The sequence below is a fragment of the Methylobacterium currus genome, from assembly GCF_003058325.1.
GTDB lineage: Bacteria > Pseudomonadota > Alphaproteobacteria > Rhizobiales > Beijerinckiaceae > Methylobacterium > Methylobacterium currus.
In genome coordinates, this window is the sequence record NZ_CP028843.1 from 3,092,501 (window position 1) to 3,113,262 (window position 20,762).

A 20,762-nucleotide genomic window follows, 5' to 3' on the forward strand; every position below is an offset into this window, starting at 1 on the left:
AGGACCGGAATTTTTCCGCGATCCAGGCGGCGAGGCCGGAGGGCGAGTCGGTGAGCGCGAAAGCCAGCGTCTGGGGCTTGGTGCCCTGGATCCACTGGTAGCCCGTCTCTTCCTTGAGCCAGGCGCCGACGCGCGCGTAATGCGCCGCTTCCTCGGGCGTCGCGTCGCGGCCGGAGAGATCGCGGCGCACCGGCAGCATGTTGAGGTGCAAGCCCTCGACCCGCTGCGGGTGGCGCCAGGCGAGCCGCGTGGTGATGAAGGCACCCCAATCGCCGCCTTGGGTCATGAAGCGGTCGTAGCCGAGGCGGGTCATCAGCTCCGCAAAGTGATCGGCGATCTCCTCGACGCCAAGTCGGGGCTGACCGGGACGGAAGGACAGGCCGTAGCCGGGGAGCGACGGCGCCACCACCGTGAAGGCGTCCTCGGGCCTGCCTCCGAACCGGGCCGGATCGATCAGGCGCGGGATCAGGTCGAGGAACTCGAACACCGAGCCGGGCCAGCCGTGGCAGAGGAGGAGCGGACGGGGATTCGGCCCCCGGCCCGGAACGTGCAGATAATGGAGGTCGATCTCTCCCACCCGCAGCTTGGCCTGCGGGAAGGCATTGAGCGCAGCTTCCTGCGCGCGCCAGTCGAAGCTGTCGCGCCAGTAGGCGACGAGGTCAGCGAGGTAGGTGACGTCCGTGCCGTAGGTCCACGGGGCTTCGGGTGCCTGGTCGGGCAGGCGGGTGCGGGCGAGGCGCTCGCGCAGGTCGGCGATCGCGGCATCCGGAACGTGGTAGGTGAACGGCTCTCCCGTCATCGGCGGCTCCTCCTTGCCGTGTATCCCTTGCATGCGTCGGACCGGATGTCGCGGCCCGCGGCGCTATGCTACGCGCCCCCGCAAAGGTTCCGCGCTGCCTGCGGATCTCAAGGGGAGGAGCGGAGAAATGGCGCAGTATCGCATCGCCACCATCGAGGGCGACGGCATTGGCCCCGAGGTGACGAAGGCGGCGATGGCGGTGCTGGCGGAGGCCTGCGGCACCGGCACCCTCGCCTTCGCGATGCTGGAGGGCGGCGCCGGGCATTACCAGAAGAGCGGCGAGGTCCTGCCGGACGACACTTTCGCGGTCTGCCGCGACGCCGACGCGATCCTGCACGGGGCGGCCGGCCTGCCGGGCGTGGTCTATCCGGACGGAACGGAAGTCGGCAACGACCTGCACCTGCGCCTGCGCTTCCGCCTCGACCTCTACGCCAATGTCCGGCCGATCAAGCTCCTGCCCGGCGTGCTCTCTCCGTTGCGCGCCTTCGAGGGCGGCGGCATCGACTACGTCATCGTGCGCGAGAACACCGAGGGGCTCTATGCCAGCCGCGGCGCCGGGGTGGTGTTGCGCGACGAGGTCGCGACGGACAGCCTGGTCGTGACCCGCAAGGGCACCGAGCGGGTGGCGCGCTTCGCCTTCGACCTCGCAGGCAAGCGCAGCGGCGCGAAGCGGGACGGGCAGCGCCGGGTCACGGTCTGCGACAAGGCCAACATCCTGCGGGCTTACGCCTTCTTCCGCCGGATCTGCGACGAGGTGCACGGTGACTATCCGGGCATCGCCATCGACTACGCCTATGCCGACGCGATCACCGTGCACATGCTCAAGCGGCCCGACTTCTACGACGTGATCGTCGCCGAGAACATGTTCGGCGACATCATCTCGGATCTCGGCGCCGCCACCGTCGGCGGCATGGGCATCTCGCCCTCGGGCGAGATCGGCGACAGCCACGCCCTGTTCCAGGGCGCCCACGGCTCGGCGCCGGACATCGCCGGGCAGAACGTCGCGAGCCCGGTCGCCACCATCCTGTCAGGGGTGATGATGCTGCGCTGGCTCGCCGACCGGAAAGCCGACGCGGGCCTCACAGAGGCTGCGGACCGGATCGAGGCGGCTCTCGGCACGGTGCTCGCCGAGGGGCGGGCGGTGCCGCGCGATCTCGGCGGCAGCGCGACCTGCACCGAGGTCGCCGACGCGGTGCGCCGGGCCCTCGCGTGATTCATTCATCGTTGGGAGACATGAGCATCATGAGCAAGCAGAGCGTGGGTCTCGTCGGCGTCGGGCTGATGGGGCACGGGATCGCCCTCAACCTCGCGCGCAAGGGCTGGCCTCTCGGCTATCTCGACCATCCGGGCAACCAGCCGACGGACGACCTCGACGCCTTGGGCGCGACGCGCCATGCCGACCGGACCTCGCTCGCGCGGGCGAGTGAGGTGATCATCCTGTGCGTCACCGGCACGCCGCAGGTCGAGGACGTGCTGCTCGGGGAGGGCGGGCTCCTCGCCACCTTACGCAAGGGCACCGTGGTGGTCGATTGCTCGACCGCCATCCCGGCCTCGACGAAGCGGGTCGCGGCGGCGGTGGGCGAAGCAGGCGGGCGCTTCATCGATGCGCCGATGACCCGTACGCCGAAGGAGGCGGCGGAAGGGCGGCTCAACCTCCTGGTCGGGGCCGAGCCCGAGCTGTTCGCGGCGATGCGGCCGCTGCTCTCGGCCTTCGCCGAAAATATCTTCCATGCCGGCCCCGAGGCCGGGGCGGGCCACACCCTGAAGCTCCTGCACAATTACGTGTCGCTCGGCACGGTCACGCTGATCGCCGAGGCCGCTTCCTGCGCCGGGAAGGCCGGGATCGCACCCGACGTGCTGGTCGAGGTGCTGCGCAAGGGCGGCGGCTACGGCGCGGCCCTCGACCGGCTGTCGCCCTTCCTCCTCGCCGGCGATTCCTCACCGATGCGGTTCTCGATCGCCAATGCCCATAAGGACCTGGGCTACTACGTGGCGATGGCCGAGACGCTGGGGGCCGAGCGCGCCGTCGCCGACGGGGTGCTGGCCGATCTCGATGCTCTCGTCGAGGCCGGGCACGGGGCCGACCACCTGCCGCTGCTCGCCAGGCACTTCGCGGCGAGGACCTGACGGCCGGCCTTGTCCGGCGGGAGAGGGCGGGTATCGTCGCGGCCCCCGCACGAGGGAGCCTGTTGCGATGCCCGACCTCTCCGCCTTCCCGATCACCGCGCGCTGGCCGGCCCGGCACCCGGACCGGATCCAGCTCTATTCCTGGCCGACGCCGAACGGCGTGAAGGTGTCGATCGCGCTCGAGGAGCTGGGGCTTCCTTACGAGCCGCACGCCGTCAATATCGGCAAGAACGAGACCTGGAACCCGGAATTCCTGTCGCTCAACCCGAACGGCAAGATCCCGGCGATCCTCGATCCGGCTGGGCCGGGGGGCAAGCCGTTCGCCCTGTTCGAGTCCGGGGCGATCCTGATGTACCTCGCCGAGAAGACCGGACGGCTGATCCCCGCCGATCCGGCCGGGCGCTACGAGACCGCGCAGTGGCTGTTCTTCCAGATGGCGGCGCTCGGGCCGATGTTCGGCCAGCTCGGCTACTTCCACAAGTTCGCCGGGCGCGAGATCGAGGACAAGCGGCCGCTGAACCGCTACCGCGACGAGTCGAAGCGGCTGCTCGGGGTGCTGGAGACGCGGCTGACGGGCCGCGACTGGATCATGGGCGCGGATTACACCATCGCCGACATCGCGATGCTCGGCTGGGTGCGCAACCTGATCGGCTTCTACGAGGCGCGGGAGCTGGTGGAATACGACGCGCTCACGCACGTCCCGGCCTGGCTGGAGCGGGGCCTCTCCCGGCCCGCGGTGCAACGGGGGCTGGAGATCCCGGCGCGGGAGTAGTCTCAAGGCCGCCGGAGGGCGTTCGAGCCCTCCGGCGAGCGGGTTTTCAGTCGAGGTCGAGCATCAGGCGCAGGTTCTGCACCGCGGCGCCGGAGGCGCCCTTGCCGAGATTGTCGAGGCGCGCGACCAGTACCGCGTGGCGATGGCTGTCGGAGCCGAACACCCGGAGCTCGAGCCGGTCGGTGCCGTTCAGCGCCTCGGGCTCGATGCGCTCGCGATGCGCGCCTTCCTCGGCGCCGGTCACGACCTTGACGAGCGTCGCGCCAGCGTAGCGGGCGACGAGGGCGGCTTCGAGGTCGCCAGGGGTCGGCTTGCCGGGCAGGAGGTCGAGATGCAGCGGGATCGACACCAGCATCCCCTGCCGGAAGTTGCCCACCGACGGTACGAAGATCGGGCGGCGGGTCAGGCCGCTGTACTTCTGGGTCTCGGGCAGGTGCTTGTGGCCGAAGCCGAGGCCGTAGAGCTGGAAGGCCGGGGCCTCGCCGGCCTCGTAAGATTCGATCATCTTGCGGCCGCCGCCGCTATACCCTGAGACTGCGTTGATGCTGATGGGGAAATCGGTCGGGATCAGCCCGGCATCGATCAGCGGCCGCAGGAGCGCGATGCCGCCGGTCGGATAGCAGCCCGGATTGGAGACGCGGCGCGAGGCCCGGATGGCGCCTTCCTGCTCCGGCGCCAGCTCGGCGAAGCCGTAGGTCCAGGCCGGGTCGACCCGGTAGGCGGTGCTGGCATCGAGCAGCCGCGGGCCGCCGCCGGGCAGCGAATCGGCGAGCGCCGCCGTCTCGCGCGAGGCGTCGTCGGGCAGGCAGAGAATGACGAGGTCGACCTCGGACAGGAGGGTGCGCTTCGCCTCCGGGTCCTTGCGGCTCTCGTGCGGGATCGACCGGACGGTGATGTCGGTGAAGGCGTCCAGGCGCTCGCGGATGCCGAGACCGGTCGTGCCGGCCTCGCCGTCGATGAAGACGCTCGGGCTGTGCTTGCGGGTCATGGGCGGAAGCTCCGTGGCGCGGATCGGCCGATGCCGGGCGACGCGCGCGTTGATTGGGGTCGGGGGGCCATCAAGTCAATCGGCAATGACGGTCCGCGGGGTGGTGAACGTGCCACGGCTGTTGCGACGGTCTCGTGTCGCCCGGCCATCCACAGGGGGACCGAGCCCCAGAGGAACCCTGCCCGCGCGCTCCGGTTGTGCTGCCAGATCGAAGCAGACGACGTGAGGATCCCGTCATGGCCGGCACCGCCAAGAAGACCGACCCGAAGCTCTGGGAGAAGATCAAGAAGGACGTCACCCGCTCCTCGAAGGGCGGCAAGCCCGGCCAGTGGTCGGCCCGCAAGGCCCAGATGGCCGTCCAGGAATACAAGGAGGAGGGCGGCGGCTACGAGGGCAAGAAATCGTCCGACAACCACCTCAAGCAATGGACCGACGAGGAGTGGGGCACCAAGTCGGGCCAGAAGAGCGGCGAGACCGGCGAGCGCTACCTGCCGAAGAAGGCGCGCGAGCAGCTCTCCGACGACGAGTACAAGCGCTCCACGGCCAAGAAGCGCGCCGACAGCGCCAAGGGCAAGCAGCACTCGAAGCAGCCGAAGGACGTGGCGAAGAAGGCGGCCGCTTCGCGCAAGGCCTCGCACAGGACCGGAGGCCGGGATGGCGGGCCGACCAAGGCCGAGCTGATGCGGAAGGCGCGGGCGAAGAACATCCCGGGCCGCTCCACCATGTCGAAGGGCGAGCTGGAGCGGGCGCTGAACGCCTGAGCGCGGCCGAGCGCAACGAAGAAAGGGCGGGCCCTCGCGGGCCCGCCCTTTGCATCGTGTCGTGACCGAAAGGGTCGCTCAGCGCTTCGAGAACTGGAAGCTGCGGCGAGCCTTCTTGCGGCCGTACTTCTTGCGCTCGACCACGCGCGGGTCGCGGGTCAGGAAGCCTTCGCGCTTCAGCGGGCTGCGCAGCTCAGGCTCGTAATAGGTCAGGGCCTTGGACAGGCCGTGGCGCACCGCGCCGGCCTGGCCGGAGAGGCCGCCGCCGGCCACCGTCACGACGATGTCGTACTGGTCGACGCGGTCCACGACCTGGAGCGGCTGCTGCAGGATCATGCGCAGCACCGGACGGGCGAAGTAGGTGTCGACCGGACGGTCGTTCACCGTGATCTTGCCGGCGCCGGGCTTGATCCAGACGCGAGCGATCGCGTCCTTGCGCTTGCCGGTGGCGTAGGCGCGGCCGAGGGAGTCCAGCTTCTGGACGTGGACCGGGGCCTCGTTCTCGCCCTGCGAGAGATTCTGGGCCTTGCTGGCCTGGCCGAGGTCGGCGAGAGACTGAAGGGTCGCCATCTTACGCGCTCACGTTCTTGCGGTTGAGAGCGGCGACGTCGAGCGTCTCCGGCTGCTGGGCGGTGTGGGGGTGCTCGTTGCCCTTGTAGACCCGGAGGTTGCCCAGGATCTGCCGGAACAGCGGGCCGCGCGGCAGCATGCGCTCCACGGCCTTCTCGACGACCCGCTCGGGGAAGCGGCCTTCGAGGATGAACTTGGCCGAGCGCTCCTTGATGCCACCCGGGTAACCAGTGTGGTGGTAGTACACCTTCTGGTTATACTTGCGGCCGGTGAACTTCACCTTCTCCGCATTGATGACGATGACGTTATCGCCGCAATCGACGTGGGGCGTGTACTGGGGCTTGTGCTTGCCCCGCAGACGCATCGCGATGATCGACGCCAGGCGGCCGACCACGAGGCCCTCCGCGTCGATGATCACCCACTTCTTGTCGACGTCGGCGGGCTTCAGCGAAAAGGTCTTCATCGCGGATAAGTCCCGGAAGTCTTGACGAAAAAAACAGGACGCCGCCGCGGTCAGGACTGAGCGCGCGGCGGCGATGGCCGGTTCAGTAATCGAGGACCGCGCCGCCGTCAAGCGACGCGGATCTCTCGCCGAGCCAAAAAAGCGAGTTTTTCGAGCAGCTTCCATGATGCGGTATCATGATACCGCTAAATCGTGGTGCGGCTCAGCGCGGCGGCAGCGCGTAGGTGCCGGTGGCGTGGCAGACGAGATCGTCGCGCCCCTGGCTGCGAACCAGCACCTCGCCGACGGCCAGCGAGCGCCCGAGCTTGAGCAGGCGCGCCTCCGCCAGGAGGTCGGCTTGCGCCGGCTTGCGCATGAAGTTGAACGACAGGTTGGTGGTGACGGCGAGCGCCACCGGACCGATCTGGGCCAGGATCGCGACGTAGAGCGCCACGTCGGCGAGCCCCATCATGGCGGGCCCGGACATCGTGCCGCCCGGCCGCAAATGACGGTCATGGTAGGGCAGGCGCATCGTTGCGGTCATGGGGCCGACGCTCTCGATCACCGGGCCCGGGCCGCCGTGATGGATCTGCGGGAAGACCTCGTCGAGGAAGGCCGAGACCGCGTCGCGGTCCATCTTCAGCGCGAAGGGCACAGGAACATCAGGCATGCGTGGGGCGGGTCCGGTTGTCGGTCTGCACGATCTTGCAGCACGGCGCCCGGCACCGGACAATAGGCCATCCGTTCCGCCCGCAACCGAGACCGCATGTCCGAGACCCTGCTCCTCCGCGACGACCGCGACGGCGTCGCGACCCTGATCCTCAACCGGCCGCGGGCCCGCAATGCCCTGTCGCACGCGATGCTGACGGCGCTGTCGCAAGAATTCGCGCGGCTCTCCGCGGATGAGAGCGTGCGCGCCGTGGTGCTGGCCGCGGAGGGGCCGGCCTTCTGCGCCGGTCACGACCTGAAGGAGATGACCGCCTACCGGGCGGAAGGCGACCGCGGCGCGGCCCGGTTCAAGGAGCTGTTCGATCTCTGCTCGTCGGTGATGATGGCGATTCCCGCCCTGCCGCAGCCGGTGGTCGCCGCCGTCGAGGGGATCGCGACCGCGGCCGGCTGCCAGCTCGTCGCCTCCTGCGACCTCGCGGTGGCCGGCGAGGAGGCCCGCTTCGCCACCCCGGGCGTGCAGATCGGCCTGTTCTGCTCGACCCCGATGGTGGCGCTCTCGCGCAACCTGTCGCGCAAGGCCGCGATGGCGATGCTGCTCACCGCCGAGATGGCGGAGGCCCGGGAGGCCAAGGACCTCGGCCTCGTCAACCGGGTGGTGCCGGCCGGCATGGCGCTCGCCGCCGCGCAGGATCTCGCCGCCGGCATCGCGGCCCGCAGTGCCTACACGGTGCGGGTCGGCAAGCGCGCCTTCTACGAGCAGCTGGAGATGCCGCTCTCGGAGGCCTACGCCCATGCCGGCCGGGTGATGACCGAGAACATGCTGGCCCGCGCGGCGGAAGACGGCATCGCGGCCTTCCTCGACCGGAAGGCGGCCCGATGAACCACGACCGCTACGACGACGAGGCGATCCGCAAGATCCTGCGGCAGGTACGCAGCATCGCGCTGGTCGGTGCCTCCGCCAACCCGGCCCGGCCGAGCTGGATCGTCACCAAGTACCTGCTGGAGCGCGGCTACCAGGTGATCCCGGTCAATCCGGGCCTTGCCGGGTCCGAGATCCTGGGCCGGCCCGTGGCGGCGCGGCTCGCCGACCTCGCTCAACCCGTCGACATGGTGGAGATCTTTCGGAACTCCGAGGCCGCCGGCCCCCTCGTCGACGAGGCGCTCGCCCTCGACCCGCTGCCCCAGGTGATCTGGATGCAGCTCGGGGTGCGCAACGACGAAGGCGCGGCCCGGGCCGAGGCGCGGGGCGTCACCGTGGTGATGAACCGCTGCCCGAAGATCGAGTATGGCCGCCTCTCGGGCGAGATCGGCTGGACGGGGGTGAATTCCCGCATCCTCAGCGCCAAGCGGCCGAAGCTCGCCGCCAAGGGGTTCCAGAAGCTGACGATCGAGGAGCGGTGAGGCCGGTGGGGCTCAGGGCGCGCCGCGCCCGCCCGGGGTTCAGCGCGCGTCCTGCACCGCGTCCGGGCGCTCGATCGGGGCGACGAAGCGGCCGAGCGACAGGCCGAGCCGCTTGGTGACGATCGGGCGCACGGCCTGCCAGGCGCGGGGGCCCATCGCCAGCTTGGCGCGCTGGAGCCACCACAGGCGCGTGCGGCGCACGGCCGGGCTGATTCCGGCGGCGTGCTTCATCATGTCGCGGGCGCCCGCCACGTCGCCGCGGTCGAAGGGCTGGCTGGCGTGGCGCACCGCCGCCATGGCGAGCCCGAGCCGCATCGGCGCCGCCATGTCGGCGACCGGCGCGGCCTCGGGATAGCCGAAGACCGTGTCGAACATCAGCCTGCGCTGGTCGATGTCGCGCCGCATCTGCTCGTAGTAGTAGGACGACATGTTGCTGCCGTGCTGGCGCCAGACGCCCTGCGGCCGGTCGATCCGGGCGACGGATCCGTGCAGGGCGAGCCGCAGCCACATCTCCTGATCGCCGGAATGCGTCAGCTCCGCCCGGTAGCCGCCGACGCGGTGCTGGATCGCGGTGCGCACCACGGCGGTCGAGGTGTGGATCGGGTTGATGAAGCGGTTGAGCGCGAAGAACTGCCGCGTGTCGTAGATCGTGTGAGCGGCGTCCAGATCGGCCGGCGGCATTTCCGGTCGGGGCTTGCCCTCCTCGACGCTGAGATACGGGCCGTAGACCAGGCTCAGCTCCGGCCGCGCCTGCATCAGGTGGGCGGCCCGCGCCAGGGCGCCGGGCGTGACGAAATCGTCCGCCGAGAGGAGGAGCAGGCACTCAGCCCGCGCCCAGGCCAGGCCCTCGTTATAGGTGGCGATGTGGCCGCGGTTGGTCGCGTGCCGGACGTATTCCACGCGGGAATCGGCCCGGCACAGGGCGTCGGCCACCTCCGGCGTGTGGTCGGGCGAGGCGTCGTCGAGGATCAGGACGCGGACGTCGCAATTCTCGGTCGCCAGGACGCTGCCGACGCTCTCGGCGAGGAAATCCGCGTAGCGATAGCAGGGAATGATGACGTCGACGCTCGGCATGTCCGCCCCTCGGCCTCGAGTGCAAGTTTCGGTCGCAGGTTTCGGTCGCATGTCCCGGCTGCGCGCATGTCGCGGGAGGTCAGCCGGCGCAGAGAACCGGGTCTTGCGGCCCTGCACGCTCGAACGCGATCAGAGCACGGGTCGGGGGTGGAGCAACCTTGTCGAGTCGGGGGAACGGGACCGCATTTCGGGGGCGGAGGCTTACGCCGAACGGTCGTGTCAGGCTCCGGATCGGCCGGGCCCGAGCGGGACGGCCGGGATCCGTCGTCGGTGCGGGACGGGCGGGGGCGATTCGGCCCCGCCCCGTACCCTCAGCTGCCCGGATTCACGAACAGGGTGTCGAACTCGCCCGGCTCGTAGTGACGGCCGGTGATGTCGGTGATCACGATCCACTCGTGGCCGTCTGCCGCGAGCTCGTCCGCCTTCTCCAGGGCCGCCTCCGGCGAGGAGCGCTGGTACGAAAGGTGCCCGTCCGGGGTATGGGCCGTGACGACGAGGTGCATGGCTCTCCTTGTTTGCTCAGGAAGCCATTCTACAGGAACATGCCTCCCGCGGCGAGTCGGGTCAGACCCGACCCGCCGGCGGCGTCACAGCCACGCTTATTGACCCATCGTCACGGAGCGGCCTCACTCCGGCGCTAGCACGGCCGCCGTCGCCGCTCCTCTGGAGGCCACCCGATGCCCGTCCTGTTCGCCGCAGCCTCGTGCCTCGCTCTCGGGATCGCCCTGGTGGTGCTCCTCGGGCTCAGTGCCTGAGCTCGGTCTTCGCGCCTGAATCAGAGCAACGCCCGCGCCGCCTGGGCGACCTTGCGGATCGAGGTGTCGACGTCGTCGGCCGAGCCGGTGATCCGCTCCATGTTCCGGCGCACCGAGGCGACGCTGCGGGCGGCATTCTGCATGTTGGCCGACATGTCGCGGGTCACCGCGGCCTGCTGGGTGATGGCGCTCGACACGCCGACCGAGATCTCGCTGACATAGCCGATCGCCGCGACGATCGCCTCGATCGCCGCGACCGCCTCGGAGGTGGCGCCCTGCACGGCGTCGATCTGGGTGCCGATCTCCTGGGTCGCCCGGGCCGACTGGCCGGCGAGCGCCTTGACCTCGGTGGCCACCACCGCGAAGCCGCGGCCCGCCGCCCCGGCGCGGGCCGCCTCGATCGTGGCGTTGAGGGCAAGCAGGTTGGTCTGGTCGGCGATGGAGCGGATCAGCGACACCGCCTCGCCGATCCGGTCGGCGGCCTGCGTCAAGCTCGCCACGATGCCGCCGGCATCCTGGGCCTTGCGCACCGCCGCGTCGGAGGCGGTGCGGGCATCCGCGGCGTGGCGGCCGAGCTCGGCGATCGAGGCGGCGAATTCCTCGGTGCCGGCGGCCACCGCCTCGACGTTGCCGGAGGTCTGGACCGTCTGCTCGGAGGTGGCGCGGGCCTGCTCCGAGACCTCCGAGACCGCGACCGTGATCGCCGCGATATCCGCCTCGATCGCCCGCTGGCCGGTGATCCGGCGCTCGCGGTCGAGCACCTGCTGGGTGATGTCGGTGGCGAACTTCACCACCGCGCAGGGCTTGCCGTCGAGGTCGAGCACCGGGTTGTAGGCGCCGAAGATCCACACCTCGCGGTCGCCTTTGCCGACGCGGTGGAACTCGCCGGCCTGGTGGCGGCCGGCGGCCAGGGCCTGCCAGAACGCGGCGTAGCCCGGGCTCGCCCGCTCGGCCTCCGAGACGAACAGGCCGTGATGGCGCCCCACCACCTCGTCGCTGGTGTAGCCCATCAGCCCGAGGAAGACGGCGTTGGCCTCGGTGATGATCCCCTCCGGGGTGAAGTGGATCACCGCCTGCGAGCGGTCGAGGGCGGCGATCTGGCCGGCCAGGTAAGCGTCGTGCTCCTTGCGGGCGGTGATGTCGGAGGCGAGCTTCACGACACGCACGACGTGGCCGCGCCGGTCGAGCACCGGATTGTAGGAGGCCTGGATCCAGATCGACCGGCCGTCCTTGGCGATCCGGCGGAATTCCCGGGTCTCGAACCGTCCCGCCCGCAGGCCCTGCCAGAATGCCGCGTAGTCCGGGCTCTCCCGCTCGGCCGGGGGAACCAGCAGGCTGTGATGCCGGCCTTGGAGTTCGGCCAGGGTGTAGCCGGTCAGGGCGAGGAAGCAGGAATTCGCGTCCAGGATCGTCCCGGACGGATCGAACTCGATCCGGCCTTGCGACCGGTCGACGGCCGCGAGAAGCGCGGCGTGGCTCGATGGAAAGAAGGACACGAAGGGCGGTCTCTCGCAGCACGTGCCGGAGACGGTGCGCCCGAATGATTATTGAAGAGTGAAGAAAAACTTTTCTTGAACCCGCTCGAGCTATGACAAAAGGCCTATTTCGCGACCGCAACCGCGCTGGGAACAAGTAGAAGATGGCTTCAACTGTCAGGAAGTGATCAGACTATTGGCACGGGCCATTGCGCCCAGCGCGGGCCAGCCTGACGCCCTGGCGCTGTGCGACATGAAATAGAGCGGCAGCATCGCCCGGCAAGAGAGCCTGGAGCGCGCGTCCTGAAGGCTCGGCCGCGATTGGCGGCGGTGGCCTGGACGCCCGCTCCGCGCCGTCGTGAGCCGCGAAAGGCGAGAAAGACTGGGACGCAATACTATGGCGTCCAACTCGCCTGCCCGCGTGTTCGGTTGCCGTATTGTCGGAGAGGGGCCGGACCGTGTCCTCATCCCTTGCGCTGCGCCTTCATGTAGCTGGTGATCGCGGCCTGACAATCCGGGGACAGCTTGGACCTGTTCTGGCGGAAGCAGGCCTGCACCTCGGGCCCGTCCGGCGAGAGGTTGCCGCAATAGGTCAGGTAGTCGCCGGTGCAGTGCTGCTTGAGCACCGCGCGGTCGGCCAGGACCGGCTGGGCGAGAGCGGCACTGGTCGTCAGGGCGAGGAGGAAGGTGGAGCGCAGGAGCACGACGTCTCTCCGGGAGAACAGATGGGAGGGCGGGTTTGGACCGGGGAGGCGACAGCCCGCCCGGCGATCCCGGCCGCAACGGGTGGCCTCGGCCGTGCGCGTGCATGTAGCAGCCGAGGGGCCGCGAACAAGCTTCCGCTGCGGAAAACCCGAGACTTGAGACTGGGCGAAAGCCGCGACCGGCGCCGGAACGGCGGTCCTCGACTATCGCCCGAACGGACCGATCCGCCCGGAATCGGACCGCCTCCAAGACGAGGCGGCATCGAGACTGGGCGGATCAGGTGTCTTCTTGGTCGACAATGATGTCCAGAAGATTGCTTCCGGGTGCAGGCTCGCACCGGCTGGCGGCGGAGGCGTGAACGAAGCCGGCATCCTCGTCGGGGACGCGCAAGCCGCCGGGCGACCGCCGCGGCGCCGCTCAGAGGCGGCTGAGGCGCACGCGGGCGACGCCGGACAGGCCGATCGCCCGGGCCGAGGCCTGGGACAGGTCGATCACCCGGCCGCCGACATAGGGGCCGCGATCGTTGATGCGCACCACCACCGAACGGCCGTTCGACGTGTTGGTGACCCGAACCCGGGTGCCGAAGGGGAGGCGGCGATGAGCCGCCGTGAGGGCGTGCGTGTTGAAGCGCTCGCCATTCGCAGTGCGCCGGCCCTGAAATCCGGGGCCGTACCAAGAGGCGGCACCGGATTGGGCTTCGGCGGGCGTGCTGGCTTGTAACGTCACTCCCACGGCGCCCGCTGCTGCGAGACCGAGGATCGCCAGCTTTGCCTTCGAAACCATTTCGCATTCCCGTTTTGTTGCTTGACGCGGCGCAACATAGAACTGAAGAAGGCGACATTATGGAACAGTGTAAATAAAGATAATCTCGCGTATACTCGTCAATATTTATTGCGTGGTTTGCGGCGGTTTACATTGGTTAACTGTTTTCGCAAGGAAGGCCCGGATCGGGCGGCGGGGCGCCCGCGCCGCGGTGCGGCCAAGGTTCGGCAGGCCCGGCCGGGTCAGGCGTTGCGCGCCGAGTCCCGCAGGGCGATGCGGATCAGGTCGGCGAGGGTGCGGGCGCCGAGCTTGCGGCGCAGCTGCGTGCAGGCATTGGCGATGGTCTTGTAGCTCAGGCCCAGTTCCTCGGCGATCGCCCCGTGCGGGCGTCCGGCGCCGAGGCGCGCCAGGATCTGCCGCTCGCGCGGGGTGAGGGGAGGCGCGGCAGGGGCCTCGCGCCGCAGGCGGTCGACCTCGGCGGCGAGCGAGGGCGCGACGTAGGTGCCGCCGTCCCGCACCCGCTCGAAGGCCAGGTGCAGCTCCGACGAGGCGGTGTCCTTCAGCACGTAGCCCGCCGCCCCGCTCTCCAGCGCCCGGGCGGCGATCTCCGGGTCGTCGTGCATGCTGAAGACCAGGATGCGGGTGCCCGGGGCGACCGCGCGGATCCGACGGATCAGCGCGAGGCCGCTCAGCGACGCGCCCTGGAATGTCAGATCCGCCACCACGAGATCGGGGCGGTGGCGGCGGAAGCGGCGGTAACCCGCGGCGATGCCGGTCGCCTCGTGCACGGTCCCGACCCCGGCATCCTCCAGCACCCGTCGGCAGCCCTGCAGCACGATCGGGTGGTCGTCGACGACGAGCACGTCCATCATCTCGCCCCTCGCAAGTCGCCTTCCCCAAAGGGGCCCGCGATCGGGTCGCGGGCCCGCTCGCGTCAGTTGGTCGGCTGGCCGGCCGACACCTTGGCGGTCCAGTCGTCGAACGCGACGATGGTCTGGCGCTGCTCGCCCAGGCCTTCGATGCCGAGGGTGACGACGTCGCCGGCCTTCAGGAAGCGGGCCGGCTTCATGCCCATGCCGACCCCGGGCGGCGTGCCGGTGGTGATGACGTCGCCGGGCTCCAGCAGCATGAAATGCGACAGGTAGGAGACGATCTGCCGGCAGTCGAAGATCATCGTACGGGTCGAGCCGGTCTGCATCCGCTCGCCGTTCACGTCGAGCCACATCCCGAGATCCTGCACGTCGGCGACCTCGTCCGGGGTGACGAGCCAGGGGCCGAGGGGGCCGAAGGTCGGGCAGCCCTTGCCCTTGGTCCAGGTGCCGCCGCGCTCGAGCTGGAACTCGCGCTCGGACACGTCGTGGCAGACGCAGTAGCCCGCGACGTAGTCCAGCGCCTCGTTGGCATGGACATAGGACGCGCGCTTGCCGATCACGATGGCGAGTTCGACCTCCCAGTCGGTCTTGGCCGAGCCCTTGGGCAGGATCACGTCGTCGTTCGGGCCGACGATGCAGGACGGCGCCTTGTTGAAGATGATCGGCTCGGCCGGGATCGGCGAACCGGTCTCGGCGGCATGGTCGGCGTAGTTCAGGCCGATGGCGATGAAGTTGCGCACCTGGCCGACGCACGGCCCGAGCCGCGTGCCGGCCGGCACCTCGGGCAGGGTCGCGGGGTCGATGCCGCGCAGGTTCCCGATCAGGTCGGCGGCGAGGGTCGGGCTGGCGATGTCGCGGATCACGCCCGACAGGTCGCGGATCGCGCCGCCCTGGTCGATGAGGCCTGGTTTCTCCGCCCCGCTCTCGCCCCAGCGCACAAGCTTCATTGGTTCTCTCCGAAACAGATCCACGCGGGCCGGGACATTGGCGCCGGCGCCGGGCCGCCGCAACCCGGCGGGCCTGCCCCGGCGATGCTGTGCCCGTTGCAGTTTCGTCACATCTGGGGCGAAACGGTGTCGGCGCTGCGGTCTAGGACGGTCGGGCACGTCTTCGTTTGTACAAGACCAGACCTGATCAGCGGATAAAATTCCGTAAATCGACTGAGAAAGCACAGTATTCCGCGTATTTGATGCATTTATCGACAAAAATTGTTGTTAGACTGAGGCCGCGAGGCCGGGATTGCCTGCCGCCTGCCTGCTGCCGCATCATTGCGCCCAAGCTGCGGGCGCTGTTGAAGCCGCGCGGCACGGAAACATGGGTGCCGAGGTAACGTCATGACGGGTTCGAGGAGGGCGGTGCTGCTGGCCGGCGCATCGGCGATGCTGCTGGCCGGGGCGAGCGGGGCTGCGCAGGCGGGGGCGTTCGGCTTACGCGAGCAGAGCGCCCAGGCGATGGGTCTCGCCTTCGCGGGAGCGGCCTCCGGTTCCGGCGGCCTGTCGTCGATGTTCTGGAACCCGGCCGTCGTGACGATGAAGCCGGGCTGGAACTCGGATTTCAACGCGACCCTGGTGGCGCCCTCGGCCACGATCACGCCGACGACCGGCACCTTCCCGCCGCTGATCGGGCTCGGCAGCTCGGGCGATATCGGCCAGGCGGCGGTGCTGCCGGCGACCTACTCGAACTACCAGATCAACGACCGGCTGTTCATCGGCCTGTCCGGCGCCGCGCCGTTCGGCCTCATCACCAAGCCGGACAACGTCTGGGCCGGCCAGACCTACAGCCGCTCGTCGAAGATCTTTACCCTGAACTTCAACCCGGTGATCGGCTACAAGGTGAACGACTGGCTGTCGGTCGCGGCCGGGCCGGTGCTCGAATACTTCAAGCTCACCTTGCGCCAGGCGACCGGCATCACCCCGGGCGCGCAGACGGCCTTCATCAAGGGCGACGACTGGGGCTGGGGCTTCACCGCCGGCGTGGTGGCGCGGCTCTCGGAGGGCACCACGGTCGGCGTCGGCTACCGCTCCTCGATCAACCACCAGATCGAGGGCTCGGCCTACGGCATCGGCCAGGTCCGCGCCTCGCTGAACACCCCGGAGAAGGTCTCGGTCGGCCTGACCCAGGCGATCACCCGGGACTTCCGCCTGAATTTCGGCTTCGAGTGGGACAACTGGACGCGCCTCGGCTCGCCGGCGATCGTCTCGCTGGCGCTCGGCCGGCCGGTGACGTCGCTGCCGCTGAACTACAAGAACGGGTTCTACTACTCGGTCGGCGCCGAGTACGACTTCACCCCGCAATGGACCGGCCGCGTCGGCTTCGCCTACGAGCAATCGCCGATCGACGTCTCGAACCGCTCGACCCGCCTGCCTGACGGCGACCGGTACTTCGCCTCGGTCGGCGCCAGCTACCGCTACAACGAGAAGATCCAGTTCGACGTCTCCTACCAGCACCTGTTCTCCGTCGGTGGCCGCAACCGGATCGCGATCGTGCCGGGCGAGCCGCTCTACACCCCGCCGCTCGCCTTCCTGGGCACCAGCGACCCCAGCGCCGACATCGTCTCGGTCGGCCTGAAGTACCGCTGGGACACCCCGCCGGCCCCGGCTCCGGTGGCGGTGCCGCTGGTGCGCAAGTACTGATGCCGCAGCGCCTTCGAACGGACTCGTTCGAAGGCGCTGGCTAAACCCGAATGGGCGCCGGCGCTGATGCGCCGGACGCTTTCGCATCGACGTGGCGATGCGAAAGCGCGATGTATGAGACGCCTGAAACACCCTCGAGCACGAGGCCCCCGGGAGAACCTCCCGGGGGCCTCGTCTCATCTCAGGCCTTCTCGAGCACGTAGGTCCCGGGCGCCTGGCCGAGGGAGGGCAGCACCCCGCCACCGGGCTGGCGCGCCGGCACCCGCTCGCCATTCTGCTGCTCGAGCCAGGAGAACCAGTACGGCCACCACGAGCCCGGATGCTCGGTCGCAGCGGCGATCCAGTCCTGGAGCGTGCCGTGGGCGGGACCGCCGGTCCAGTACTGGTATTTGGGCTTGGCCGGCGGGTTGACCACGCCGGCGATGTGGCCCGACCCCGCCAGCACGTAATCGACCGGGCCGCCGAAGGCGCGGCAGCCTTCGAACACCGAGAGGGCCGGGGCGATGTGGTCCTCCTTGGTCGCGAGGTTGAAGACCGGGACCGTCACCTTGCCGAGGTCGAGGCGCACGTTGCCGAGCACCATCTCGCCGCGCGACAGCTTGTTGTCGAGGTAGCAGTTGCGCAGGTAGAACGAGTGGTTGGCGGCAGGCATCCGGGTCGCGTCGGAGTTCCAGTACAGGAGGTCGAAGGGCAGCGGCGCCTTGCCCTTCAGGTAGTTGTTGACGACGTAGGGCCAGATCAGGTCGTTCGGCCGCAGCATGTTGAAGGCGTTGGCCATCTTGGCACCTTCGAGGTAGCCGCGGTCCTTCATGCCGGATTCGATCGAGCGGATCTGCCCCTCGTCGACGAAGACCTTGAGGTCGCCGGCATGGGTGAAGTCGACCTGGGTGGTCAGGAAGGTGCTGCTTGCGATGCGGTCGTCGCCGACCGCCGCCATGTAGGCGAGGGTCACGGCGAGCAGCGTGCCGCCGACGCAATAGCCCACCGCCGAGACCTGGCGCTCCCCGGTCGCCCGCTCGATCGCCTCCAGAGCCGCGAAGATTCCCTCGCGCATGTAGCTCTCGAAGTCCTTGCTGGCGTGGCGCGCATCCGGGTTGACCCAGGAGATCACGAACACCGTCAGGCCCTGGCGCACCGCCCAGCCGATATAGCTCTTGTCCTTGTTCAGATCGAGGATGTAAAATTTGTTGATCCACGGCGGGACGATCAGCAGCGGACGCTTGAGCACGGTGTCGGTCTGCGGCGCGTACTGGATCAGCTCGATCAGGTCGTTGCGGAATACCACCTCGCCCGGGGTATTCGCCATGTTGACGCCGACCTGGAACTGGCCCGGATCGGTCTGGCGCACGCGCAGCTCGCCGCCGCCGGCCTCGACGTCCTCGGCCAGCATCTTCATGCCGCGCACGAGGTTGGCACCGTTCTCCCGGAAGGTCTCGCGGATCAGCTCCGGGTTGGTGGCGAGGAAGTTCGACGGCGACATCGCGCCCGAGATCTGCCGGACGTAGAACTGCGCCTTGGCGCGGGTATGCGGGTCGAGCCCCTCGGCCTCGTCGACCAGGATCTCCGCCCAGCGGGTGGTGATCAGGTAGCCCTGCTTCAGGAAGTCGAAGACCGGGTTCGTCGTCCATTCGGGCGCGGCGAAGCGCTTGTCCTTGGGATCGGGCAGGGCGACGGGGGTGACCGTCGTCTCGCCCTGCATCCGCTGCAGGGTCGAGCCCCACAGGGCCATGAACTGGCCGCCGATCAGGGACTGGGCCTCCATCGCCTTCTGGGGATCGGTGAACCACTTCTCGGCGACGGTGCCCAGCGTGCGCACCATCTCGGTCACCGATTCGGCCAGGGCCGTGTTCGGCTTGCCCTCCTCGAGGGGCTTGGCGTAGGCGGCGAGCGCCCGGCTGAACTGCTCGGTCATCAGGCCCGCGTTGCGCGACAGGGCCTCCACATCCGCAACCGGCGCCGTACTCCTCTCAGATGTCACGCGCGTTCTCCTCCCTCATGTCGACGGTCCGCCGTAGCAAGCCGCCTTTCCGACAAAATATCGTCGCAAACCGCCGGTTCCGCCAGATGACCGGACCGGGTTTCCTCACCGCCACGGTGCCCTCGCGCAAGGTTCCCCAAACGTCATGCCCGCGTTCCCCGCTCTTTCGCTCAAGGCCGCCCGGGCCGCAACGCTCTTCACCTGCCTCGCGACCGGTGGTTGCGTCCTCGACGGCGCCGGCATCCGCGACGCCGCCAAGTCGGCCGGGTTCGGCCCCAAGGAGGTCGCCGCCCCCGATTTCGTGAGAGAGACCCGCCGCGAGGGCGGCGACTTCCTGCCGGTCGGCGTCTCGGCCCCGCCTCGCGAAACCCGCGCCAAGTCGGCCGCCGGGGTGAAGGCGCTCGAGGCCGAGCTCGACGCCAGCCGCCAGCGCAACGAGGCGAAGGGCCGCGACGCCTCGAAGGTCGGCGGCGCCGTCAAGCCTCCGGCTCCGCCGCAAGTCCCTTCCACCAAAGTCCCGCCGGCCGAGTGACGCCGCGCCGAGCACCCGAACTTCCTCTTCCCCGAAAACCCCTCTAGACAGCGTGTGTGACACGCGCGTCGCAGCGGCGGCGCCGATCCAGGACCCGGCCATGACCGATTTTCATCGCATCAAGCGACTGCCCCCCTACGTCTTCGAGCAGGTCAACCGGATCAAGGCCGCCGCCCGCGCCAATGGCGCCGACATCATCGATCTCGGCATGGGCAACCCGGACCTCGATGCGCCCCGCCACGTGATCGAGAAGCTGGTGGAGACCGCCGGCAAGCCGCGCACCGACCGCTACTCTGCCTCGAAGGGCATCGCCGGCCTGCGCCGCGCCCAGGCGAACTACTACCAGCGCCGCTTCGGCGTCTCGCTCAACCCCGACACCCAGGTCGTGGCGACGCTCGGCTCCAAGGAGGGCTTCGCCAACATGGCGCAGGCCATCACGGCGCCCGGCGACGTGGTGCTGGTGCCCAACCCGAGCTACCCGATCCACGCCTTCGGCTTCCTGATGGCGGGCGGCGTGATCCGCTCGGTCCCGGCCGAGCCGACCCCGGCCTTCTTCCCGGCGGCCGAGCGGGCGATGCAGCACTCGATCCCGAAGCCCGTGGCGCTCGTCGTCTGCTACCCGTCGAACCCGACGGCTTACGTCGCCTCCCTCGACTTCTATCGCGACCTCGTCGCCTTCGCGAAGAAGCACGAGCTGATCCTGCTCTCCGACCTCGCCTATGCGGAGGTCTATTTCGACGACCACAACCCGCCGCCCTCCGTGCTGCAGGTGCCGGGCGCGATCGACGTCGCGGTCGAGTTCACCTCCCTGTCCAAGACCTTCTCGATGGCCGGCTGGCGGATGGGCTTCGCGGTCGGCAACGAGCGGCTGCTCGCGGCGCTGACGCGGGTGAAGTCCTACCTCGATTACGGCGCCTTCACGCCGATCCAGGTCGCCGCCACGGCGGCGCTGAACGGCCCGGAGGACTGCATCCACGAGATGCGCGCCACCTATCGCCGCCGCCGCGACGCGATGGTCGACGCGTTCCAGAAGACCGGCTGGGACATCCCGGTGCCCTCCGCCTCGATGTTCGCCTGGGTGCCGATCCCGGAGCGCTTCCGCGGTCTCGGCAGCCTCGAATTCTCGAAGCTGCTGGTCGAGAAGGCCGACGTGGCGGTGGCGCCGGGCATCGGCTTCGGCGAGCACGGCGACGATTACGTGCGCATCGCCCTCGTCGAGAACGAGCAGCGCATCCGCCAGGCGGCCCGCAACATCCGCCGCTTCTTCGACAACGCCGACCGCACGCTGCACAACGTTGTGCCGATGCAGAAGGTCGGCTGAGGTCGTCACTTGTGGCCGGGGGGCGACAGGGGAGATGCAATCGCGCTCCCTGTCGTTCCCCGGCCCGGCTCCGGGTTGATCCGGGGACCGCGCGGGGTCAGGGTGCGGCCAAGGTTCCGCTCCACC

The 20,762-nt window shown here is 69.4% G+C and carries 22 protein-coding genes (1 of these 22 cut by a window edge); 9 read left to right on the forward strand and 13 right to left on the reverse strand.

Features of this window, described 5'->3' with window-relative positions; all coding sequences use genetic code 11:
• Positions 1-799, reverse strand: partial view of an epoxide hydrolase family protein gene (locus tag DA075_RS14480; RefSeq protein ID WP_099953828.1) — the 5' portion only. 350 nt of this gene lie to the left of the window's left edge; 799 of the gene's 1,149 nt are visible here — the first part of the coding sequence; its start codon is at positions 797-799; the stop codon falls past the left edge of the window.
• Between the two features lie 127 nt (positions 800-926).
• Here DA075_RS14480 and DA075_RS14485 point away from each other — a divergent pair, with 127 nt between their 5' ends.
• The 3 genes from DA075_RS14485 (at position 927) to DA075_RS14495 (ending at position 3,698) form a co-directional block, all read left to right on the forward strand.
• Positions 927-2,012, forward strand: a complete 1,086-nt coding sequence (locus DA075_RS14485) for an isocitrate/isopropylmalate dehydrogenase family protein (RefSeq protein ID WP_099953829.1) — start codon at positions 927-929, stop codon at positions 2,010-2,012.
• A gap of 29 nt (positions 2,013-2,041) precedes the next feature.
• Positions 2,042-2,926, forward strand: coding sequence for an NAD(P)-dependent oxidoreductase (locus DA075_RS14490; RefSeq protein WP_099956594.1), 885 nt, complete (start codon positions 2,042-2,044; stop codon positions 2,924-2,926).
• Positions 2,927-2,993: 67 nt separating this feature from the next.
• A complete protein-coding gene (locus DA075_RS14495) occupies positions 2,994-3,698 on the forward strand; it encodes a glutathione S-transferase N-terminal domain-containing protein (protein WP_099953830.1) in 705 nt (234 codons plus the stop codon).
• 46 nt (positions 3,699-3,744) lie between these two features.
• Here the strand turns inward: DA075_RS14495 and argC are convergent, their stop codons facing one another.
• Positions 3,745-4,686, reverse strand: coding sequence for an N-acetyl-gamma-glutamyl-phosphate reductase (gene argC, locus DA075_RS14500; protein WP_099953831.1), 942 nt, complete (start codon positions 4,684-4,686; stop codon positions 3,745-3,747).
• Positions 4,687-4,922: 236 nt separating this feature from the next.
• On the opposite strand from argC, the gene DA075_RS14505 reads away from it, so the two are divergent.
• Entirely contained in the window at positions 4,923-5,447 is a 525-nt protein-coding gene (locus tag DA075_RS14505) for a DUF5872 domain-containing protein (protein ID WP_099953832.1), read from the forward strand.
• A gap of 78 nt (positions 5,448-5,525) precedes the next feature.
• On the opposite strand, the gene rpsI is transcribed toward DA075_RS14505, so the two are convergent.
• From rpsI to DA075_RS14520, 3 genes are all read right to left on the reverse strand, one after another.
• A complete protein-coding gene (gene rpsI / locus DA075_RS14510) occupies positions 5,526-6,017 on the reverse strand; it encodes a 30S ribosomal protein S9 (protein ID WP_048450044.1) in 492 nt (163 codons plus the stop codon).
• 1 nt (position 6,018) lies between these two features.
• Complete coding sequence (gene rplM, locus DA075_RS14515) at positions 6,019-6,480, reverse strand: 50S ribosomal protein L13 (RefSeq protein ID WP_048450043.1); 462 nt, start codon at positions 6,478-6,480, stop codon at positions 6,019-6,021.
• 202 nt (positions 6,481-6,682) lie between these two features.
• Complete coding sequence (locus tag DA075_RS14520) at positions 6,683-7,129, reverse strand: PaaI family thioesterase (protein WP_232388266.1); 447 nt, start codon at positions 7,127-7,129, stop codon at positions 6,683-6,685.
• 96 nt (positions 7,130-7,225) lie between these two features.
• Between DA075_RS14520 and DA075_RS14525 the strand changes: the two genes are divergently transcribed.
• Positions 7,226-8,008: an enoyl-CoA hydratase gene (locus DA075_RS14525; RefSeq protein ID WP_099953833.1), complete on the forward strand. Its 783-nt coding sequence runs from the start codon at positions 7,226-7,228 to the stop codon at positions 8,006-8,008.
• Entirely contained in the window at positions 8,005-8,529 is a 525-nt protein-coding gene (locus DA075_RS14530; protein ID WP_099953834.1) for a CoA-binding protein, read from the forward strand. Before DA075_RS14525 ends, DA075_RS14530 begins: the two co-directional genes overlap by 4 nt.
• 39 nt (positions 8,530-8,568) lie before the next feature.
• Here DA075_RS14530 and DA075_RS14535 read toward each other — a convergent pair whose 3' ends face one another.
• From DA075_RS14535 to DA075_RS14565, 7 genes are all read right to left on the reverse strand, one after another.
• Positions 8,569-9,603, reverse strand: a complete 1,035-nt coding sequence (locus DA075_RS14535; RefSeq protein WP_164712326.1) for a glycosyltransferase family 2 protein — start codon at positions 9,601-9,603, stop codon at positions 8,569-8,571.
• Between the two features lie 311 nt (positions 9,604-9,914).
• A complete protein-coding gene (locus DA075_RS14540; protein WP_099953836.1) occupies positions 9,915-10,106 on the reverse strand; it encodes a hypothetical protein in 192 nt (63 codons plus the stop codon).
• A gap of 272 nt (positions 10,107-10,378) precedes the next feature.
• Entirely contained in the window at positions 10,379-11,854 is a 1,476-nt protein-coding gene (locus DA075_RS14545) for a methyl-accepting chemotaxis protein (protein WP_099953837.1), read from the reverse strand.
• A gap of 443 nt (positions 11,855-12,297) precedes the next feature.
• On the reverse strand, positions 12,298-12,537 hold the full coding sequence (locus DA075_RS14550) for a hypothetical protein (RefSeq protein WP_099953838.1): 240 nt from the start codon (positions 12,535-12,537) through the stop codon (positions 12,298-12,300).
• Between the two features lie 418 nt (positions 12,538-12,955).
• A complete protein-coding gene (locus DA075_RS14555; RefSeq protein ID WP_099953839.1) occupies positions 12,956-13,321 on the reverse strand; it encodes a septal ring lytic transglycosylase RlpA family protein in 366 nt (121 codons plus the stop codon).
• A 221-nt stretch (positions 13,322-13,542) separates the two neighbouring features.
• The gene (locus DA075_RS14560; RefSeq protein WP_099956596.1) at positions 13,543-14,169 is read right to left on the reverse strand and encodes a response regulator; all 627 of its coding nucleotides are present in this window, start codon (positions 14,167-14,169) and stop codon (positions 13,543-13,545) included.
• A 65-nt stretch (positions 14,170-14,234) separates the two neighbouring features.
• Positions 14,235-15,119 carry a fumarylacetoacetate hydrolase family protein gene (locus tag DA075_RS14565; RefSeq protein ID WP_099953840.1) on the reverse strand — a complete coding sequence of 295 codons (885 nt, stop codon included), beginning with the start codon at positions 15,117-15,119 and terminating at the stop codon, positions 14,235-14,237.
• Positions 15,120-15,506: 387 nt separating this feature from the next.
• Here DA075_RS14565 and DA075_RS14570 point away from each other — a divergent pair, with 387 nt between their 5' ends.
• The gene (locus DA075_RS14570; RefSeq protein WP_099953841.1) at positions 15,507-16,805 is read left to right on the forward strand and encodes an OmpP1/FadL family transporter; all 1,299 of its coding nucleotides are present in this window, start codon (positions 15,507-15,509) and stop codon (positions 16,803-16,805) included.
• A 181-nt stretch (positions 16,806-16,986) separates the two neighbouring features.
• Here DA075_RS14570 and phaC read toward each other — a convergent pair whose 3' ends face one another.
• Positions 16,987-18,783 carry a class I poly(R)-hydroxyalkanoic acid synthase gene (gene phaC / locus DA075_RS14575; RefSeq protein ID WP_099953842.1) on the reverse strand — a complete coding sequence of 599 codons (1,797 nt, stop codon included), beginning with the start codon at positions 18,781-18,783 and terminating at the stop codon, positions 16,987-16,989.
• A gap of 145 nt (positions 18,784-18,928) precedes the next feature.
• On the opposite strand from phaC, the gene DA075_RS14580 reads away from it, so the two are divergent.
• Together DA075_RS14580 and DA075_RS14585 are read left to right on the forward strand one after the other, a co-directional pair.
• Complete coding sequence (locus DA075_RS14580; protein ID WP_232388259.1) at positions 18,929-19,315, forward strand: hypothetical protein; 387 nt, start codon at positions 18,929-18,931, stop codon at positions 19,313-19,315.
• 100 nt (positions 19,316-19,415) lie between these two features.
• On the forward strand, positions 19,416-20,636 hold the full coding sequence (locus DA075_RS14585; RefSeq protein WP_099953843.1) for an LL-diaminopimelate aminotransferase: 1,221 nt from the start codon (positions 19,416-19,418) through the stop codon (positions 20,634-20,636).
• Positions 20,637-20,762 lie beyond the last annotated feature (126 nt).

Bases quoted from the DNA above. Each gene is read 5' to 3' on its own strand.
- DA075_RS14585 (WP_099953843.1), top strand. From the start codon at position 19,416: ATGACCGATTTTCATCGCATCAAGCGACTGCCCCCCTACGTCTTCGAG.
- DA075_RS14490 (WP_099956594.1), top strand. From the start codon at position 2,042: ATGAGCAAGCAGAGCGTGGGTCTCGTCGGCGTCGGGCTGATGGGGCAC.
- DA075_RS14525 (WP_099953833.1), top strand. From the start codon at position 7,226: ATGTCCGAGACCCTGCTCCTCCGCGACGACCGCGACGGCGTCGCGACC.
- DA075_RS14520 (WP_232388266.1), bottom strand. From the start codon at position 7,129: ATGCCTGATGTTCCTGTGCCCTTCGCGCTGAAGATGGACCGCGACGCG.
- DA075_RS14530 (WP_099953834.1), top strand. From the start codon at position 8,005: ATGAACCACGACCGCTACGACGACGAGGCGATCCGCAAGATCCTGCGG.
- DA075_RS14535 (WP_164712326.1), bottom strand. From the start codon at position 9,603: ATGCCGAGCGTCGACGTCATCATTCCCTGCTATCGCTACGCGGATTTC.
- rpsI (WP_048450044.1), bottom strand. From the start codon at position 6,017: ATGGCGACCCTTCAGTCTCTCGCCGACCTCGGCCAGGCCAGCAAGGCC.
- DA075_RS14580 (WP_232388259.1), top strand. From the start codon at position 18,929: ATGCCCGCGTTCCCCGCTCTTTCGCTCAAGGCCGCCCGGGCCGCAACG.
- DA075_RS14540 (WP_099953836.1), bottom strand. From the start codon at position 10,106: ATGCACCTCGTCGTCACGGCCCATACCCCGGACGGGCACCTTTCGTAC.
- rplM (WP_048450043.1), bottom strand. From the start codon at position 6,480: ATGAAGACCTTTTCGCTGAAGCCCGCCGACGTCGACAAGAAGTGGGTG.
- DA075_RS14485 (WP_099953829.1), top strand. From the start codon at position 927: ATGGCGCAGTATCGCATCGCCACCATCGAGGGCGACGGCATTGGCCCC.
- DA075_RS14555 (WP_099953839.1), bottom strand. From the start codon at position 13,321: ATGGTTTCGAAGGCAAAGCTGGCGATCCTCGGTCTCGCAGCAGCGGGC.
- DA075_RS14560 (WP_099956596.1), bottom strand. From the start codon at position 14,169: ATGGACGTGCTCGTCGTCGACGACCACCCGATCGTGCTGCAGGGCTGC.
- DA075_RS14570 (WP_099953841.1), top strand. From the start codon at position 15,507: ATGACGGGTTCGAGGAGGGCGGTGCTGCTGGCCGGCGCATCGGCGATG.
- DA075_RS14505 (WP_099953832.1), top strand. From the start codon at position 4,923: ATGGCCGGCACCGCCAAGAAGACCGACCCGAAGCTCTGGGAGAAGATC.
- argC (WP_099953831.1), bottom strand. From the start codon at position 4,686: ATGACCCGCAAGCACAGCCCGAGCGTCTTCATCGACGGCGAGGCCGGC.
- DA075_RS14565 (WP_099953840.1), bottom strand. From the start codon at position 15,119: ATGAAGCTTGTGCGCTGGGGCGAGAGCGGGGCGGAGAAACCAGGCCTC.
- DA075_RS14495 (WP_099953830.1), top strand. From the start codon at position 2,994: ATGCCCGACCTCTCCGCCTTCCCGATCACCGCGCGCTGGCCGGCCCGG.